At 70.2% G+C, this 14,946-nt stretch carries 16 protein-coding genes and 2 pseudogenes; 7 read left to right on the forward strand and 11 right to left on the reverse strand.

What is annotated here, in order from left to right:
• Positions 1–11 precede the first annotated feature (11 nt).
• Both E1284_RS16905 and E1284_RS16910 read left to right on the forward strand, forming a co-directional pair.
• On the forward strand, positions 12–872 hold the full coding sequence (locus tag E1284_RS16905; protein ID WP_131940051.1) for an alpha/beta fold hydrolase: 861 nt from the start codon (positions 12–14) through the stop codon (positions 870–872).
• A 249-nt stretch (positions 873–1,121) separates the two neighbouring features.
• Positions 1,122–1,418, forward strand: a complete 297-nt coding sequence (locus E1284_RS16910) for a hypothetical protein (RefSeq protein WP_131940052.1) — start codon at positions 1,122–1,124, stop codon at positions 1,416–1,418.
• Positions 1,419–1,517: 99 nt separating this feature from the next.
• Here E1284_RS16910 and E1284_RS16915 read toward each other — a convergent pair whose 3' ends face one another.
• Entirely contained in the window at positions 1,518–1,826 is a 309-nt protein-coding gene (locus tag E1284_RS16915; protein ID WP_131940053.1) for a winged helix-turn-helix domain-containing protein, read from the reverse strand.
• Positions 1,823–2,284 (reverse strand): hypothetical protein, encoded by a 462-nt coding sequence (locus E1284_RS16920; RefSeq protein WP_131940054.1) that lies wholly within the window; start codon positions 2,282–2,284, stop codon positions 1,823–1,825. The genes E1284_RS16915 and E1284_RS16920 overlap by 4 nt, the downstream gene beginning before the upstream one ends.
• Before the next feature lie 186 nt (positions 2,285–2,470).
• On the opposite strand from E1284_RS16920, the pseudogene E1284_RS44040 reads away from it, so the two are divergent.
• Positions 2,471–3,050, forward strand: a pseudogene (locus E1284_RS44040) (transposase); the annotation flags it as partial.
• A gap of 387 nt (positions 3,051–3,437) precedes the next feature.
• Here the strand turns inward: E1284_RS44040 and E1284_RS16930 are convergent.
• The 5 genes and pseudogenes from E1284_RS16930 to E1284_RS16950 all read right to left on the reverse strand — a co-directional run bounded on the left by E1284_RS16930 (position 3,438) and on the right by E1284_RS16950 (position 6,600).
• Complete coding sequence (locus E1284_RS16930; RefSeq protein ID WP_131940056.1) at positions 3,438–4,100, reverse strand: nucleotidyl transferase AbiEii/AbiGii toxin family protein; 663 nt, start codon at positions 4,098–4,100, stop codon at positions 3,438–3,440.
• On the reverse strand, positions 4,090–5,136 hold the full coding sequence (locus E1284_RS16935; RefSeq protein WP_165965307.1) for a winged helix DNA-binding protein: 1,047 nt from the start codon (positions 5,134–5,136) through the stop codon (positions 4,090–4,092). Before E1284_RS16935 ends, E1284_RS16930 begins: the two co-directional genes overlap by 11 nt.
• A pseudogene (locus tag E1284_RS44045) lies at positions 5,114–5,320 on the reverse strand (HIT domain-containing protein); the annotation flags it as partial. The pseudogene E1284_RS44045 and the gene E1284_RS16935, both read right to left, overlap by 23 nt.
• A gap of 57 nt (positions 5,321–5,377) precedes the next feature.
• The gene (locus E1284_RS16945; protein ID WP_131940058.1) at positions 5,378–6,265 is read right to left on the reverse strand and encodes a DUF1963 domain-containing protein; all 888 of its coding nucleotides are present in this window, start codon (positions 6,263–6,265) and stop codon (positions 5,378–5,380) included.
• 32 nt (positions 6,266–6,297) lie between these two features.
• Positions 6,298–6,600 carry a winged helix-turn-helix domain-containing protein gene (locus E1284_RS16950; RefSeq protein ID WP_131940059.1) on the reverse strand — a complete coding sequence of 101 codons (303 nt, stop codon included), beginning with the start codon at positions 6,598–6,600 and terminating at the stop codon, positions 6,298–6,300.
• 161 nt (positions 6,601–6,761) lie between these two features.
• On the opposite strand from E1284_RS16950, the gene E1284_RS16955 reads away from it, so the two are divergent.
• Positions 6,762–8,300: an alpha/beta hydrolase family protein gene (locus tag E1284_RS16955; protein WP_131940060.1), complete on the forward strand. Its 1,539-nt coding sequence runs from the start codon at positions 6,762–6,764 to the stop codon at positions 8,298–8,300.
• A 65-nt stretch (positions 8,301–8,365) separates the two neighbouring features.
• Here E1284_RS16955 and E1284_RS16960 read toward each other — a convergent pair whose 3' ends face one another.
• Both E1284_RS16960 and E1284_RS16965 read right to left on the reverse strand, forming a co-directional pair.
• Positions 8,366–9,535, reverse strand: coding sequence for a WD40 repeat domain-containing protein (locus tag E1284_RS16960; protein ID WP_131940061.1), 1,170 nt, complete (start codon positions 9,533–9,535; stop codon positions 8,366–8,368).
• A complete protein-coding gene (locus E1284_RS16965; RefSeq protein ID WP_131940062.1) occupies positions 9,532–10,047 on the reverse strand; it encodes a SigE family RNA polymerase sigma factor in 516 nt (171 codons plus the stop codon). Before E1284_RS16965 ends, E1284_RS16960 begins: the two co-directional genes overlap by 4 nt.
• Positions 10,048–10,378: 331 nt before the next feature.
• On the opposite strand from E1284_RS16965, the gene E1284_RS16970 reads away from it, so the two are divergent.
• On the forward strand, positions 10,379–11,653 hold the full coding sequence (locus E1284_RS16970; RefSeq protein ID WP_131940063.1) for a PucR-like N-terminal domain-containing protein: 1,275 nt from the start codon (positions 10,379–10,381) through the stop codon (positions 11,651–11,653).
• 60 nt (positions 11,654–11,713) lie between these two features.
• Here the strand turns inward: E1284_RS16970 and E1284_RS16975 are convergent, their stop codons facing one another.
• Positions 11,714–11,938, reverse strand: a complete 225-nt coding sequence (locus E1284_RS16975; RefSeq protein WP_131940064.1) for a hypothetical protein — start codon at positions 11,936–11,938, stop codon at positions 11,714–11,716.
• A 153-nt stretch (positions 11,939–12,091) separates the two neighbouring features.
• On the opposite strand from E1284_RS16975, the gene E1284_RS16980 reads away from it, so the two are divergent.
• Positions 12,092–12,841, forward strand: coding sequence for a GntR family transcriptional regulator (locus tag E1284_RS16980; RefSeq protein ID WP_131940065.1), 750 nt, complete (start codon positions 12,092–12,094; stop codon positions 12,839–12,841).
• 1 nt (position 12,842) lies between these two features.
• Positions 12,843–13,391: an NUDIX domain-containing protein gene (locus tag E1284_RS16985; protein ID WP_131940066.1), complete on the forward strand. Its 549-nt coding sequence runs from the start codon at positions 12,843–12,845 to the stop codon at positions 13,389–13,391.
• Here the strand turns inward: E1284_RS16985 and E1284_RS16990 are convergent.
• Positions 13,372–14,946 (reverse strand): DUF4153 domain-containing protein (locus tag E1284_RS16990; protein WP_207923793.1); only part of this gene is annotated, 1,575 nt, incomplete at its 5' end. The genes E1284_RS16985 and E1284_RS16990 overlap by 20 nt on opposite strands.

Genomic DNA, 14,946 nt, shown 5'->3' on the forward strand with positions numbered 1-14,946 from the left:
GGAGGCACCAGGTGGCAGAGCGGCTCATCGATGCGAACGGCGCCGAAATCTGCACGGAATCCTTCGGCGACCCGGCAGATCGGCCGATCCTCCTCATCATGGGACTGGGCGCGTCGATGCTCTGGTGGGAGGAGGACTTCTGCCGGATGCTCGCCGACGGTGGACGCTTCATCATCCGCTACGACCACCGAGACACCGGCCGCTCGACCACCTACGCACCGGGCAACCCCGGCTACACGAACCTGGATCTCGTCGACGATGCCGCCGCCGTCCTGGACGCCTACGGCATACCGGCCGCACACGTGGTAGGCGTCTCGGCAGGCGGCTCGCTCGCACAACTCCTAGCGCTGGACCACCCCACCCGCGTGCTCTCCCTCACCCTGATCAGCACAAGCCGAGCCCTCCCCGGCGCCCGCGACCTACCACCGCCGACCGAGGAGTTCGGACGCTTCTTCTCGACCGCGAAGGTCGACTGGTCTGACACCGCATCGGTGGTCGACTACCTGACCGGGTACGACCTCATGCTCACCGGGACGGAGCGCCCACCGGACGAGACGGCGATCCGCGACCTCGTCCGCCGCGACGTGGACCGGGCCCGCGACATCAGGACGGTCCAGAACCACTATGCGATCCCGGAGGCCGACCGCCACCGAGACCCGCTGACGTCGATAACCGCGCCCACTGCAGTAATCCACGGCACCGCAGACCCGATGTTCCCCATCGAACACGGAGAAGCACTGGCCGAAGAGATCCCGGGCGCCACTCTCGTCCGCCTCAGGGGAGCTGGTCACGGCCTAAAGCGCACAGACTGGGACACCGTCGCCCACACGATCCTCACCCACACGGGCGCAGAGCACACCCGAAACCCGTGAGCGTCGACGCCGAGCGCGCCCGGCCTGCTGAGGTCGCGGTCTGTCTCGCCTGAACCCATCGCGCAGAAGGGGCAGCCGTCAGTCATTCGGGTCAGGTTAGGCGGATTCGGGGGTCTGTTGCCGCGTTCGGACGGGGGCCGGGGCAGGTTTAGATCTACTTACTTTCAGTGGCCGCTTGAATACAGAGGGGGTAGGTGGTCGGAGGAAGCACACGGACCTCGTCGGGTCCCATGCCTCATGGAGGAGAACATGAAGATCACGAATCCGCTTCGCTCGGCGGCGGTCACCGTCGCGGGGCTGGCCATGGCCGCGGGGCTGGCCGCGTTCGCTCCCGCGACCTCGGCGAGCGCGGCGGAAACGGCCGCGGTTCAGACGGTCGCGGTTCAGACGGCGCGGCCCCACTGCCCGCACGGCAAGTACTGGAACCGCTACCTCCACAGGTGCGTTCGCATCCGTCACCACCACCACCACGGCCACCACCACGGCCACCACCACGGTCACCACCACCACCACGGCCACCACCACCACTGGCACCACCACAGGTAGCGAGCGCTTGAGGGCAGCCGGCCGTCCCGTTCGAATGGGGCGGCCGGACGCCCGCCGCCTAGAGCACCGTCGCCGACGCGGCGGCTCCGGCGCGTGCGGTCAGTGGTCGGTATGAGGGGCTTCGGTGAGGGGGCGGCCGACGATCTGTTGGAGGGTGGTGATGTAGTCGTCGAAGGCGTGGCGGCCTTCCTTGGTGAGCTTGAACCAGGTGCGGGGGCGCTTGCCGACGTAGCCCTTGCGGATCTCGATGTAGCCGGCCTTCTCCAGGGCGCTGGCGTGCTTTGATACGACCGAGTCGCTCATGTTGAGGCTGTCGCGGACGAAGGCGAACTCGGCTTCGGTCGCGGTCGCCAGCAGGGAGATGATCTGCAGCCGCGCCGGTGTGTGGATGATCGGGTCGAGGTTCATCGGGCCACCTTTCCGGCCAGCCGGGCCAGTACCAGGTTCTCGGCCGGACGGGTGGTCGCCGCGGCGTAGAGCACGGTGATGGCGCCCGCGATCGCTTTCTGCCAGACGGCCGAGTCGGTGAACGCGTCGGCGATGAGTGGGACGGCGCCCCAGACGGCGAAGAGCGAGGCGATCCACAGGGCCATGAGGGTGCCGGCCTTCGGCGTCCACGTGCGCGGCCGGAATCTGATGCGCATCCGGGCGGAGAGGGTGGCGACGAGGGCGAGGAGGCCCGCGACGGCGCCGGCGGTGAGGACGGTCTGGGCCGTCCCGTCCAGCTCGGAGGCGATCGCGGCGGTGGTGCCGAGGGTGACCACGCCGGGGATGTACCACATCGGCAGGCGCTGGTCGGCGTAGGCCCGCTGCTGGGTCTGCTCGATCGCGGCGAGGGCCTCGGCTGCGTTGGTGAAGTCGCTCACGGGGGATGCCTGCTTCCTGGAGAAGTACTTGCCAAGTAGGAAAGTACTTTCTACTTTCCGATCCGTCAAGTACTTTCCCGAGAGCTCACGCCCACGGCGCCGACTACCTGGTCAAGCGCCTGTCGGTTCCGCAGATCGCGGAGGTGATCGGCCGGGACCGGTCGACGGTGTGGCGGGAGGTGCAGCGCGGCGCACCTGCGCGTGATCTATCCCGAGCAGCCGGAGATGCACGTGTCGCACGAGACGATCTATCAGGCGATCTACTACCAGGCCCGGGGCCGGATGCGGGCCGAGCCGGCAGCTTGCGTTGCGGCCGGGTGAGCGGTCGGTGCTGCGCAGCGGGCGGGTGGCCCGCCGCCCGCGGTCGCGTCTGGCCCGCGGCGAGCGCAGCCCAAGCCCTGGACCGCCGGCCTGCACATCTCGGCCCGTCGCCCAGGCGGCCGACCGGGCGGTGCCCGGGCACTGGGAAGGCGACCTGATCATCGGGGCCCGCGGCACCAGCGCCATCATCACCCTGGTCTAGCGCACCACCCGGTTCGAGCCTTCACCCCACCCTGGCCACCGGGGCCGGGTCTACTTCTGCGACCCGCACTCGCCCCGGCAGCGCGGTTCCAACGAGAACACCAACGGGCTGCTGCGCCAGTACTTCCTCCGCTCCTCCACCGACTTCCGCACCTACACCCAGCACGAGCTCGACCAGGTCGCCCGCCGGCCCAACGGACGACCTTGCCAGACCCTGAACTGGAAAACGCCAGCCCAAGCACTGAGCGCGGTGTCGTCGCGGACCGCGCTACCAGCCGTCCGGATCCTTGCGGCTGTCAATCCACGACGCCGCGTCCTCTGGGACGGGACCGTCCCTGCCGGCGCCGGGAACGACTCCAGTGGTGCTATGAAGCTGGCGCTATCCATGCTCCGTGATCGCCCGCAGATGATCCGATGCATGGCGGCCTTTGATCGCACGCTCGGTGGCCGACCGCTCGCGCGGCGCTCCCCGCTGGTGTTCGGTGTTCGGTCATGACCGAACACCGAACACCAGAGCCTCAGCGCTCGAGATCTTCCAGGAGCAGTTCGGCCACCAGATCGATCGTGTCCAGGTCGATGCCGTCTCCGGCCGGGAGGGCATTGATCAGCCGGACGGTCTTGGCTCGCTGCTCTACGAACCATCTCCGAGTGTGGAGCGCCGCATCCAGCAGGATCTGACCGTCCGCAGGCGGAGCTGCGCACGAGCGGCCGGGCCGGTCGCCGGGTCCAACGTCAACCGCACGACGTCCAGCAAGTCGGTTCCCTCTTTGGCCGCCGGCCGATTCATGATCGCTTGCAGCTTCATGGCGACCAGTGAGCCTGGAGAGGCCACTCGGACGCGCAGGGTCGTCGGATCCGGAGAGATCTCGGTGTTGAGCACCTCGATCGACATCGGTGTCGCCGCCTCGACGGCCCAGGCATGTGCCATCACATGCAGCCGGTCCGTCGGATCCTCGGGTAGTTCGGCCAGTTCGTGGTCGGCGACTTCGAGGACGTCTACCTGCACCTCGCCGCGAGGGGTCGCTATCCGGACGCCCGAAGGCCCGTGTGGCCGGGCTCCGGATGCGATCAGGATCTCCAGTTGGGGCCGCTCCTCCTTTGCGCGTCGATTCACGGTATCGAGGTCACTGGTCACTCGATAGGCGGTTCCCAGGCGGCAGAGGACAGCCAGCCCTCCCACGAGAGTGACCTGGCGGGCCGTGCGCGATTCGACTTCCGGGATCGCGAGGACCAGAGCCTCCATGACCGGTCCGAACAGCTTGACGGTCGGGATATCGCGCTCCTCACCAGACACGTTGCCACGGCTCCGGCGGATTCCAGCCCTCTAGGATCTCGTTTCCGCGGCCCGGGTCGGCGGCAAGATCCAGGGCGACGAAAAGCGGATGGGCCAACGGCCAGTGTTCGTTTCCCAGCTGTCGCTGAGCCGCATCGACGCGGAGTTCACAGGCCATCGTGATGGGAGCCACTCTTATGCTGCACTTCCGATCAGCGGGGTTATCCGCGCGGCCGAGGAGACGAATTGCCCGGCTGAACGCAGCCTCCGTTGGTACATAGAAGTCCGGCGGGTAGTCGGCGCGTACTCCGATGGGTGCGCCGTACAAGGCGGCGGCCATCGTGTCCGTCATCGCCCACCCCGTCGTCGATTCCGGATCCTGCAGGCCCAGCCTCAACGCCTTGTTGACGGACCCGTCACCGGGCGCGGGCAATGAGGCGAGGGAGGCGGCGGGAGTATTCCAGGAACCGGCCAAGCGCCAGAATAGGTCACGGGTGTCCGGTCGTCCTGGCCTGGTCAAGAGTCCTTCGTTTCGAAGCGCCTTCAGTACCTCTGAAATGGTACTGGCCGATCGATTCAGCTTGCGGGAAATACTGCGGACGCCAGGCTCTTCGTCCGGTTGAAGCAACAGCAATGCGGCGACCTCAAGCCCGACCAGGCCGGCGAAGGCATCGGACCTCTCCGGACGTGCGACAAGGGGCTCGACGTCCGTATCAACGAGAATTCCCGGCCCCTCGAGATGCAGGTGCCCGCGCAGGTCCAGCCAACTCCATCCGTTTTGGCGTAGCAGTCTGCGCGACTGCTCCAATATCCTCTCGCCAACCAGAACGGGGATCGAGTCAGTCGGTTCTTCTGGACTCTCCCGGTTCGCCAGAAGAGCGCTCACCGTGGAGGACGTCACTGTTCCCGCACGCGTGAGGCTTATTTTGGCGGGTGATCCGCGGACGATAATGGAGAGGTCGTGCCCGGTGTCCGTGCTGACCCCCCGGTCGAGGACTTCCACGCCGAGGCTGGTCACCGCGGTCACGAAGTCCTCAATCCACTCCGCATCCATCATATGACCCAGTGTATCCGTTGTTCGCTGTTCGGTCATGACCGAACACCGAACGCCCTCGGTAATGAGTCGGGGGCAGGTCACGCGTCAGGCGGGTGACCACGTTGAACACCTCGTTCAGCAGCGATGGCTCGGCAGTGTGCAGTGCGGTCACGTGCTCGACCGGGCAGACGAGGACGTGACCGGGGTCGGCGGGTCGGTGGACAGCGGCCGGGAGTGCCGTTCTACCGGGTCGGCGGGCAGGTCACGGTGCCTCGAAAGTGGTCACGGCCAGCGCCTTGTCCAGGCGGGCGGCGGCCAAGTCGTCGTGGCGGATCACAAAACTCGTGCAGTAGGCCTCGTACTCCGGGAGTTCTCTGGCGAGCGATATCCATTCGCTCGTCAGCCGGTGCTTTTCCTCCTCCAGGTGGGAAGGCCATTTCGCGACCGGGATGGCGGGGATCTCGCCTGCCTTCTCGCGTCCCGCGAGGGTCTGCTCGGCAATGCTGTTGATCACGTCGTCATCGGCGTACCCGCCGATGACGACGCCGGCGCCGGACGGCCATAGGTCGTAGGCCAGAGCCCGGAGTTCGTCCAGGTGCGGCAGGTCGCGCTCCATGTACTGGGCCAACTGCTGCTTGAAGGGCGACATGTCCTCCCAATCGAGATCCTCCCAGTACTCGTGCCAGTCCTCGTCGCCCTCCTGGAGCCAAAGGGGCAGCCCGCCGATGAGGTTGGAGCTGAGGTCGAGCTGCTCCCGGACGCACACGGAATCGGGGGCTTCCGCGACCGCGGTTTCGGTTCCGTCCGGTACATACACGACTTGCGCATACCTCCCGGAAGTGTCCTCGTGGTCCATCTCCTGGTCCACGAAGAAGAGCAGCGTCCCGTCGGCCGGCAGGTCGAGGCCGTCGATTCTCGGCAGCGCCCCACAATCGACAGAGAAGAGCAGCGGCAACGAACTGTCCCCAGCGGATGGCCATTTCATGCCCACCGGCAGTTGGGGCAGCCCTCCGAATTTTCCGACCGGAGAGCCGCCGCCACCCGCGTGCAATCCGATCGACAGACGAAGGTGCTGGCTGAATCTGCTGATCTCGTCGTCCGGGATGCCCAACTCAAGCGCTGCCCGACGAAACTCACCCCGATGATCCATGCCCGAGAGGGTAAACCATTGCCGCGTCGCGTTCAGTGGTCGGTCTGGGGGGTGGCGGTGAGGGGGCGGCCGACGATCTGTTGGAGGGTGGTGATGTAGTCGTCGAAGGCGTGGCGGCCTTCCTTGGTGAGCTTGAACCAGGTGCGGGGGCGCTTGCCGACGTAGCCTTTGCGGATTTCGATGTAGCCGGCCTTCTCCAGGGCGCCGGCGTGCTTCGATACGACCGAGTCGCTCATGTTGAGGCTGTCGCGGACGAAGGCGAACTCGGCTTCGGTCGCGGTCGCCAGCAGGGAGATGATCTGCAGCCGCGCCGGTGTGTGGATGAGCGAGGCGATTCACAGGGCCATGAGGGTGCCGGCCTTCGGCGTCCACGTGCGCGGCCGGAACATGGGGATGCCTGACGGTCGCAGGCGGACTCCGCCGTGGGTCTAGGCAGGGTGGGCCGCGCAAGGTATTACTTACTCGTCGGTAGTGGATCTTGGCCCCGGAGCCGCGCATGTCCCCTCGCGCCCGCGTGCGGCGTCTCGCCCTCGCAGCCGTCCTGTCCCTGGTCGCCGTGCCGGGGACGCTCACCCCCGCGGCGGCGGCCGAGGAGGTGTCGCGGCAGGTGACCGTCCGCTCCTTCGACGGCACCGGCATCGTCACCTACTTCTTCCGCGCGCCCGGCCTGGCCGCCGGCGAGCGGCGGCCGGTGGTCATGCTGGGGCACGGCTGGGCCGGACGGGCCGAGACCGACCCGGCGGGCGGCACGCTCGCGTCGCTGCTAGGCGCCGGCTACAACGTCGTCACCTGGAACGCCCGCGGCTTCGGCTCCGGCGGTGAGGCCAACGTCGACGACCCGCGCGTCGAGGGCCGGGACGCGCAGGCGATCATCGACTGGATCGCCCGGCAGCCGGAGGTCCGGCTCGACCGGGCCGGGGACCCGCGGCTCGGCATGGCGGGCGGCAGCTACGGCGGCGGCATCCAGCTGGTCACCGCCGGGCTGGACCGGCGGGTGGACGCCATCGCCCCGACGATCGCCTTCAACAGCCTGCTCAACAGCCTCTACCCCGACCAGATCTTCCGCTCCGGCTGGGGGCTGCTGCTGTGCTCGGGCGGGCTCCAGTCCGGCAACCGGCTGTCCTGGCAGGTGACCAAGGGCTGCGTGACCGGCATGGCCAGCGGCACCGTCCCGAAGGACGTCGCCGACTGGTTCGGCGCCCACGGCCCCGACTACTTGGTCAAGCGCATCACCGCGCCGACGCTGCTCCTTCAGGGCACGGTCGACACCCTGTTCCCCTTGCGTGAGGCCATCGCCAACTACAGGACCCTCGCGGCCAACGGTGTGCCGGTCAAGATGGTGTGGTTCTGCGGCGGGCACGGCGTCTGCTCAACCAAGCCCGGCCCTGCCGACCATGTCACCAATGCCACCCTCGCCTGGTTCGACAAGTACCTACGGAACAAGCCCGTCGACACCGGCGCCGCATTCGAGTACATCGACCAGAACGGCGTCTACCGCACCGCGCCGTCCTACCCGCCCAAGCGGCAGGGGACGCTGCGCGCCACCGGCTCCGGGTCGATGGCCTTCTCCCGCGCCGACGCCCTCCAGTACCTGGACGACGGCGGGCAGGACGGCGGCCCCGGCGGCCTGCCGCTGCCGGCCGTGGCCGCCCAGCCCGCGGCCAAGGCCGTCAACGTGCACCTTCCGGCTCCCGCCGGTTCCGGCCAGGCCGTCGGGACGCCGCAGGTCGCCCTCCGCTACCGGGGCCTGGCCGCCAAGTCGCGCACCTTCCTGTTCGCGCAGCTCGTGGACCGCGAGACCGGCGTCGTCATCGGTAATCAGGCCACGCCGATCCCGGTCGTCCTGGACGGCAGGCCGCGCACCGTCACCCGCACCATCGAGGCGGTCTCCTGGGCCGTGGATCGCGGCAGCGACATCGATCTCCAGATCGTCCCCATCACCGGCCTGTTCGACTACCAGCGCGCGGCCGGCGCCGTGACGCTGACCGCCGACGTCACCGTCCCCCTGGCGACCGGCCAGGCAGCCCCTCGTTGATCTGCGGCGTGTTGTTGTTTTCGACGCGCTCATAACAACAACACGCCGCAGGTCAACGGATCGGGTCAGCGGTGCGTGAAGAGGGGGGTCCAGGAGCCGGCCCGGTCGGAGCGCTGGTAGCCGGTGAGGGGAGTGATCTTCCCCTTCAGGGTGACGAGCAGGAGCCGGTTGCGGAACTCGCCCTTGCCCTCGCACTTCTTCACGTCGCAGCCCATGGCGAACAGCTTGCCGTCGTCGGCCCATGCCAGAGCCTGCTGGATCGGGAGGACCGCCACCTTTCGGTCGCTCTTGACATCGGTGATGGTGACGGCGGGGCCGGGCGCCGGGCCGAAGCGCGCCCGCAGGGCGCCGTTCGGGGACAGGCCGGCCTCCTGCTGATCCTCGGCCTCGTGCGCGGGTGCGGGCCGCTTCCGGCCGTCCTGGTCATAGAAGACCTTGGTCGGCTCGGTGGCGGTCGGCGCCCAGATCAGCTTCCCGTCCCGGCTCCAGCCCAGGTCCTGCCGGTGGTTCGGGTTGCCGGGCAGCCCCGGCAGCGTGTGGAACGCACCCGGCTCGGCCGCGCTGTCGACCACGTAGTAGCCCGTCCTCGGCGATGCGCCCGGGACCCCGCCGATCACGTCGGGGTTCGAGGAGTAGGACGTCAGGAGCAGCCGGCGGCCGTCCGGCGACCAGGCGAGCCCGCCGACCGGGTGGTCGACCTCGATCCACCGCGTGACCTTCTGCGTCTTCATGTCCAGCACGCCGACCTTGGACGCGGGGAGCGGCCCCCGCAGGACGGCCGCGCGCTGCATGCCGGGCGCGACGTCGAGATACGCCCAGTCCGTCTTCCCGTACGCGCCCGTGGACGGGTTGTACAGGTGCCAGGTGCGGCGGACGGTGCCCCGCTCGGCCCCCATCGCCGTGTTGCCGGTGTAGTAGGCGGCCACGGCCGTGTGCCCGGCGGCGACGAGGCGGCTGGGGAAGCCACTGCCCAGGTCCGTGCGCAGCGATGTGTCCGCGGACAGGGACACGGGCTCGAACGCGACCTGCTGCGACGGCCGCACCGGACCGCCGGCGGAGACGAGGACGACGGCGGTCGCCCCGGCGAGCAGCGCGCTCGTCCCGCCGACCAGTGCGATCTTGAAGGAGCGGCGGCGGGTGCGTCCGCGCAGCGCGCGGTCGGCGAGGCCGGCGGGGACCCGCGCCTCCTCGGCCCATGCGTCGAGCGTGCTCTTGACGATCGTTTCGGGCTTCATTGCCGAGCCTCCTCGGGCTTCCGGTCGTTCAGTTCGGGGGCCAGTTCGCGCAGCCGCGCGAGGGAGCGATGCGTCGTGCTGCGCACGGTGCCGACGCCGCAGCCGAGGATCCGGGCGACCTCCGCCTCGGGCAGGTCCTCGAAGAACCGCAGCACCAGCACCGCCCGCTGCCGGGACGTGAGGCGGGCCAGCGCCGTGCGGACGGTCAGCTTCAGGTCGACCGCCGACGTGGCGTCGCGCGCGACCTCCTCGGGCGGCGCGGCGACCCGCGTCTCCCGCCGCCGCCGCGTCCGCCGCCAGGTGCTGACCTGCTGGCGGTACAGGGTGCGCCGGACGTACGGCTCCGGGTCGTCGATGCCGGCCCAGTGCTTCGCCGCCTTGGCGAGCGCCGCCTGCAGCAGGTCCTCCGCCGCGTGCTGGTCGCCCCCGGCGAGCAGGTACGCCAGGCGCATCAGCGCGGCCGACCTCGTCTCCACGAACTCACGGAAATGTCGCTCTTCCGCGTCATCCATCGTCACCTCCGAATTACCGTCCCCCTTCAAGACGCTCCCGGCCCCGTTCCGCTATGCCTGCCGCGCGGCTCTTTCTGCCGCGCTTTCCGCGGCGCCCTCCCCCGGGGTGGCGGCGTCCGGTGAACGACATCGGACGCTCTGTGACGTCCACGAAAGTTCCCGGACGTGTGGTGTTTTTGCTATCGGGTAGGCCGAAGCTGGTCGAATGTCGACCTAGACTTTGCGCCCGGGGTCGCCACGGGTCATGATTTGCCTCACACAGGTCTCATAAGTAAGTAATTACCCCCTGTGTACGGCGCGCAACGCTGGGGGACGAGCAGGGGAGGTTTGTGTGGCGAACGACGGTTCGACCACCAGCGGGCGCCCGTGGGCGGATCTGCCCAGGGAACTGGCAGATCACATGCGCCCCCACCTCGACGAGGTGGCGGACGACATGATCCAGGAGATCCAGACGCGCGTCAGGGAGTACGACCGGCCCGGGGACGGCTCCTACTCGGGGACCCTGCGCCTCGCCGTCGAGCGCGTCCTCCACTACTTCGTCGACCGGGTCGCCGACCCGGCGCACGACCCCGCCCCGGTGACCGACTTCTTCCGCGCCATCGGCCGCGGCGAGGCCGGCGAGGGCCGCAGCCTCGACGCGATGCAGACGGCGATGCGGGTCGGCGGAATGGTGGCGTGGCGCCGGATGACCGAGGGCGCCGAGGTGCTCCAGGTGTCGCCGCGCACGCTCGGCGCCGTCGGCGAGGTCCTGATGGAGTTCCAAGACGACCTGGCGCACGCCGCCGCCGAGGGGTTCTCGCAGGCCAAGGCCGCCGTCGCGGGCGAGATGCAGCGCCGCCGCAAGCGCCTGCTGGACCTGCTGTTCGCCGACCCGCCCGCCGCGCAGGAGGCCATCGCCGACCTCGCGGCCGCCGCGCACTGGCCGATCCCGCGGACGATCGCCGCGGTCGCGCTCGGCCGGCACCAGGACGCCAGGCAGCCGGCCTTCCCGCCGGACGTCCTCGCCGACCTGACCCGCCGCACCCCCAGCCTGATCATCCCCGACCCGGACGGCCCCGGCCGCGCCAAGCTCGTGGACCGGGCCCTGGCGGGAACGCTCGCCGTCGTCGGCCCGACCGTCCCGCTGATGGAGGCGGCGCGGTCCATCCAGTGGGCGCGCAAGACGCTGTCGCTCGTCCAGCGCGGGGTGATCGAGGCGGACAGCGGCGTGATCCGCAGCGTGGAGCACATGTCCACGCTGATCCTCTTCCAGGACGAGGGGCTCGTCACCTCGCTCGCCGACCTGCGCCTCGCCCCGCTCGCGCACCTGCGGCCGAGCCAGCAGGACCGGCTCGCCGAGACGCTGCTGGCCTGGCTGCAGTCGGGACGCAACGCCAACGAGGTCGCGATGCGGCTGCACGTCCACCCGCAGACCGTCCGGTACCGGCTGCGGCAGCTGGAGGAGCTGTTCGGCGACCAGCTGCTCGACCCGGACCTGCGCTTCGACCTGGAGATCGTGCTGCGCGCCCGCGCGCTGCTCGCCGACAACGCGGGCGAGCGGATCATCCCGCCGTCCCGCGAGGCGGTCGGCGACTCCGGCGAGGTCGTCAGCTTCCGCCGCACCTGAGCGGACCGGCCCACCGGACCCGCCGCGCATCCGGCGCGGCGGGTTCATCGCGGTCGCGGGCTAGTCGCGGCGGGACGAGCGGAGCCGCTCGGCGGTGGCGACGCGTTCGGCGAGCCGTGTCTGGGCGTCGCAGAGCAGCCACAGCTCGCCCTCGTCCGCCGCGACGATCTGCTCGAGGCAGCCGTTGAGGAGCTGGTAGTCCGACAACTGGGTGACCCTCGTGGCGCGCAGGCCCTCGCCCGAGCGCTCGCTGTGCCAGCCGGGCATGCACATGATCACCGACATCGTCCGGGGCTCCCTCGGTCGGTCTATGGTAGGTCTACCATAGGACTACCAAGCATCGCCCACAACGCGTTCGGCAGAACCCCAAGAGGACGCCGGACCGGGTGGGATCTGTACGGTGTGAGATCAGTGCAATGACCCGGAGCAGGATCTGGTATGCCGCGACCCCCCACGAAGGCACAGGTGATCTCCAACGCGCTCGCCGCCCGCATCGTCGAGGGCGAGCTGGATCCGGGCGCGTGGCTGCCGTCCGAGCGGCGGCTGGCGAGCGAGTACGGCGCCGACCGCTCCACCGTCCGGCGGGCCCTGCGGATGCTGGCCGAGGCCGACCTCGTCCAGCTGCGGCACGGCGCGGGCGCGCAGGTCCGGACGGCGCCGAAGGTGCGGCGCGCGGCGGCCGACATCACCCGGCAGGTCGGCGAGTGGCGCGGCTTCCACGTGTCGGCGCAGAAGGGCGGGCGGCGCCCGTTCACCCGGACCACCGTGACCGAGGTCGAGGCCGGTGAGCGGCTCGCGCCCCGCCTGGACGTCCCCGTCGGGACGCGGGTCCTGGAGCGGGCGCGCGTCCAGGGCGTGGAGGGGGAGCCGCCCGTCCAGACGGCGACGACCTGGATCGTCCCGGAGATCGTCGCCGAGATCCCGGTGCTGCGGGAGGTCGACACCGGCCCCGGCGGCCTCTACTCGCGGCTGGAGGAGACGGGCCGCCGGATCACGTTCGAGGAGTCGGTGACGTGCCGGCTCCCGCGCGCGGACGAGCAGGAGACGCTGCGGATCGGCCCGGAGCAGCCCGTCCTCACCCTGTGGCGCCGCGCCTACGACCAGGAGGACCGCGTCGTCGAGGTCACCCACCGGGTGGTGGTCGGCGACCGGCACGAACTCGTCTACCGCTACGGGTCGGGAGCGTGACATGACCGAGGAGCCCGCCGTCCGCCAGGTCGGCACGCGGATCGTCTACGAGAACCCGTGGATGGTCGTCCGCGAGGACGAGGTCGAGCGGCTGGACGGCTCGCGCGGCATCTACGGCGTCATCGACAAACCCGACTTCGTGCTGGTCATCCCGCTGGAGGGCGACGGGTTCCACTTGGTCGAGGAGTACCGGTACCCGATCGGGAAGCGCACGTGGAGCTTCCCGCAGGGCTCGCTCCCCGGCCGCGAGGACGCCGACCCCGAGGAGCTGGCCCGCCTCGAACTCGCCCAGGAGACGGGCCTGCGCGCCGGGACGCTGACGCATCTCGGCCGCCTGAACTGCTCGCACGGGACGAGCGGGCAGGGCTTCAACATCTTCGTCGCGTCCGACCTGGAGGCCGGGGAGACCGACCGGGAGCCCGAGGAGCAGGACATGCGGCAGAAGTGGTTCTCCCGGGCCGAGTTCAAGGCGCTGATCCGGGCGGGCCGCATCACCGACGACTCGACCATCGCCGCCTACGCCCTGCTCATCATGGACGAGACGGGCTGAAGCAGTCCGCCGACCGGTCGATGGGCCGCCGCTCGAGGATCTCCCGGGCCCGGGCTCGGGCGAGGTTGGCGCTCATCGCCGGCTCGTTCCCGGTCGTCTCGAGGGCGATCTGGCGGAGCGCGCACGTCCGCGCCGGTTCGGGGAGCCGGTCCAGGGCGGGCACGGCGTCGGCGGACAGGCCCCGCAGGTACGGGACGTCGATCTTGCCGGTGTCCTTGTAGCGGGCGACGTTGTGCTCGGCGATGAACCCGTCCGGGTTGAGCAGCGCCAGGAGGAGCATCGCGACCGCGCCGCTCGCCGCGACCACCCGCGGCAGCCACGCGACGCGCCCCTTGACCACCCCGGCCACGGCGACGAGGACCACGACGAAGCCGAGCCACAGCTCGAACGCGTGCACCCACAGCCGCAGCCTCGTCCAGCCGAACGTCTGCTCGTACAGGTAGAGGCGCCGCAGCGCGACCGCGACGACGACCAGCGTCAGCGCGCACAGCAGCCCCAGCAGGACGCGGACGGTCGCGCGATCGCCCCCGTTCCCCGACGGCGCGTACCGCTTGGCGATGGCGACGACCACCAGCACCAGCACGGTCACGACGACGAGCTGGAAGAACCCCTGCCGCGCGTACTCGGCATAGGTGAGCCCGGTCGAGCGCAGCAGTTCGTCCTTGTCGCCGGCGAGGAACACCCCGGCCTGGATCGCGCAGAACACCAGGAACAGCAGGTCGAGCGCCGCGATCGGCACCGCCCACGACCAGCGCCCGGCGGGCTTGCCGGGCTCCGGGGCCAGCATGCGGAGCGGCGGCGGCGATTGCGCGAGGTACGCCCCGGCGGACGCCAGCACCAGCGTCGCGGCGCCCGTGAACCCGTACACGACCACCGACACCGCCGACACCTCGGGGACGAGCCCGGCGGCGATGCTCCCGAACGCCGCGTCCGCCCCGACGAACAGCGCCCCGAACACCGCGAGCAGCCCGCCCGCGATGAGGGCGGTCCGGATGGCGGGCCACCAGTTGGTCTTCTCGGACGTCACCGCCCCATAGGCACCGCGTCCCGCCCACGGCAGCATGGCCCCGGCCGCCGGCACGACCGCGAGCCCACCGAACAGGACCTCCGGCCAGGACCGCCCCCCGGACGCCGCATACGACCCGACCGCGGCGGCCAGCAGCAGCGCCGGGACGACGACCCACTCGGCCTCCCGGAACGCCGCGATGCCCGACAGCCCCACGGCGAGCAGCCCGAACGCGACCGCGGTCCGATTGACCCGCCCCTTCCGCACGAGCCGCCCCGCCGACCATGCCGACGCCGCCGCCACATAAGCGACGGCCGCGGCCGCGATGACGACCCCGATCCCGAGCAACCCCTCCCGGAGCTGGGGTCCGACCGCAACGGCCCCGATGACCCCCGCGATCAGAGCACCGGCGACGAGCGCCGGCGACATGGGCCGAGCAGGCCGCCGCCAGGCTTTGAGCGCCTTCTCGAACTTCGTAGGCGTGTAGACGAACTGCGGCGGAGGAACATACCCCGCCCGAGCCCCGTACGGCACGGGTGGGTCGGTGGG

This window comes from Actinomadura bangladeshensis (assembly GCF_004348335.1).
GTDB classification, from domain to species: domain Bacteria; phylum Actinomycetota; class Actinomycetes; order Streptosporangiales; family Streptosporangiaceae; genus Spirillospora; species Spirillospora bangladeshensis.

Coding starts and splice junctions, on each gene's coding strand:
- E1284_RS16980 (WP_131940065.1), top strand. CDS start 12,092: ATGCCGCGACCCCCCACGAAGGCACAGGTGATCTCCAACGCGCTCGCC.
- E1284_RS16975 (WP_131940064.1), bottom strand. CDS start 11,938: ATGTCGGTGATCATGTGCATGCCCGGCTGGCACAGCGAGCGCTCGGGC.
- E1284_RS16945 (WP_131940058.1), bottom strand. CDS start 6,265: ATGGATCATCGGGGTGAGTTTCGTCGGGCAGCGCTTGAGTTGGGCATC.
- E1284_RS16915 (WP_131940053.1), bottom strand. CDS start 1,826: ATGAACCTCGACCCGATCATCCACACACCGGCGCGGCTGCAGATCATC.
- E1284_RS16985 (WP_131940066.1), top strand. CDS start 12,843: ATGACCGAGGAGCCCGCCGTCCGCCAGGTCGGCACGCGGATCGTCTAC.
- E1284_RS16960 (WP_131940061.1), bottom strand. CDS start 9,535: ATGAAGCCCGAAACGATCGTCAAGAGCACGCTCGACGCATGGGCCGAG.
- E1284_RS16910 (WP_131940052.1), top strand. CDS start 1,122: ATGAAGATCACGAATCCGCTTCGCTCGGCGGCGGTCACCGTCGCGGGG.
- E1284_RS16935 (WP_165965307.1), bottom strand. CDS start 5,136: ATGATGGATGCGGAGTGGATTGAGGACTTCGTGACCGCGGTGACCAGC.
- E1284_RS16955 (WP_131940060.1), top strand. CDS start 6,762: ATGTCCCCTCGCGCCCGCGTGCGGCGTCTCGCCCTCGCAGCCGTCCTG.
- E1284_RS16965 (WP_131940062.1), bottom strand. CDS start 10,047: ATGGATGACGCGGAAGAGCGACATTTCCGTGAGTTCGTGGAGACGAGG.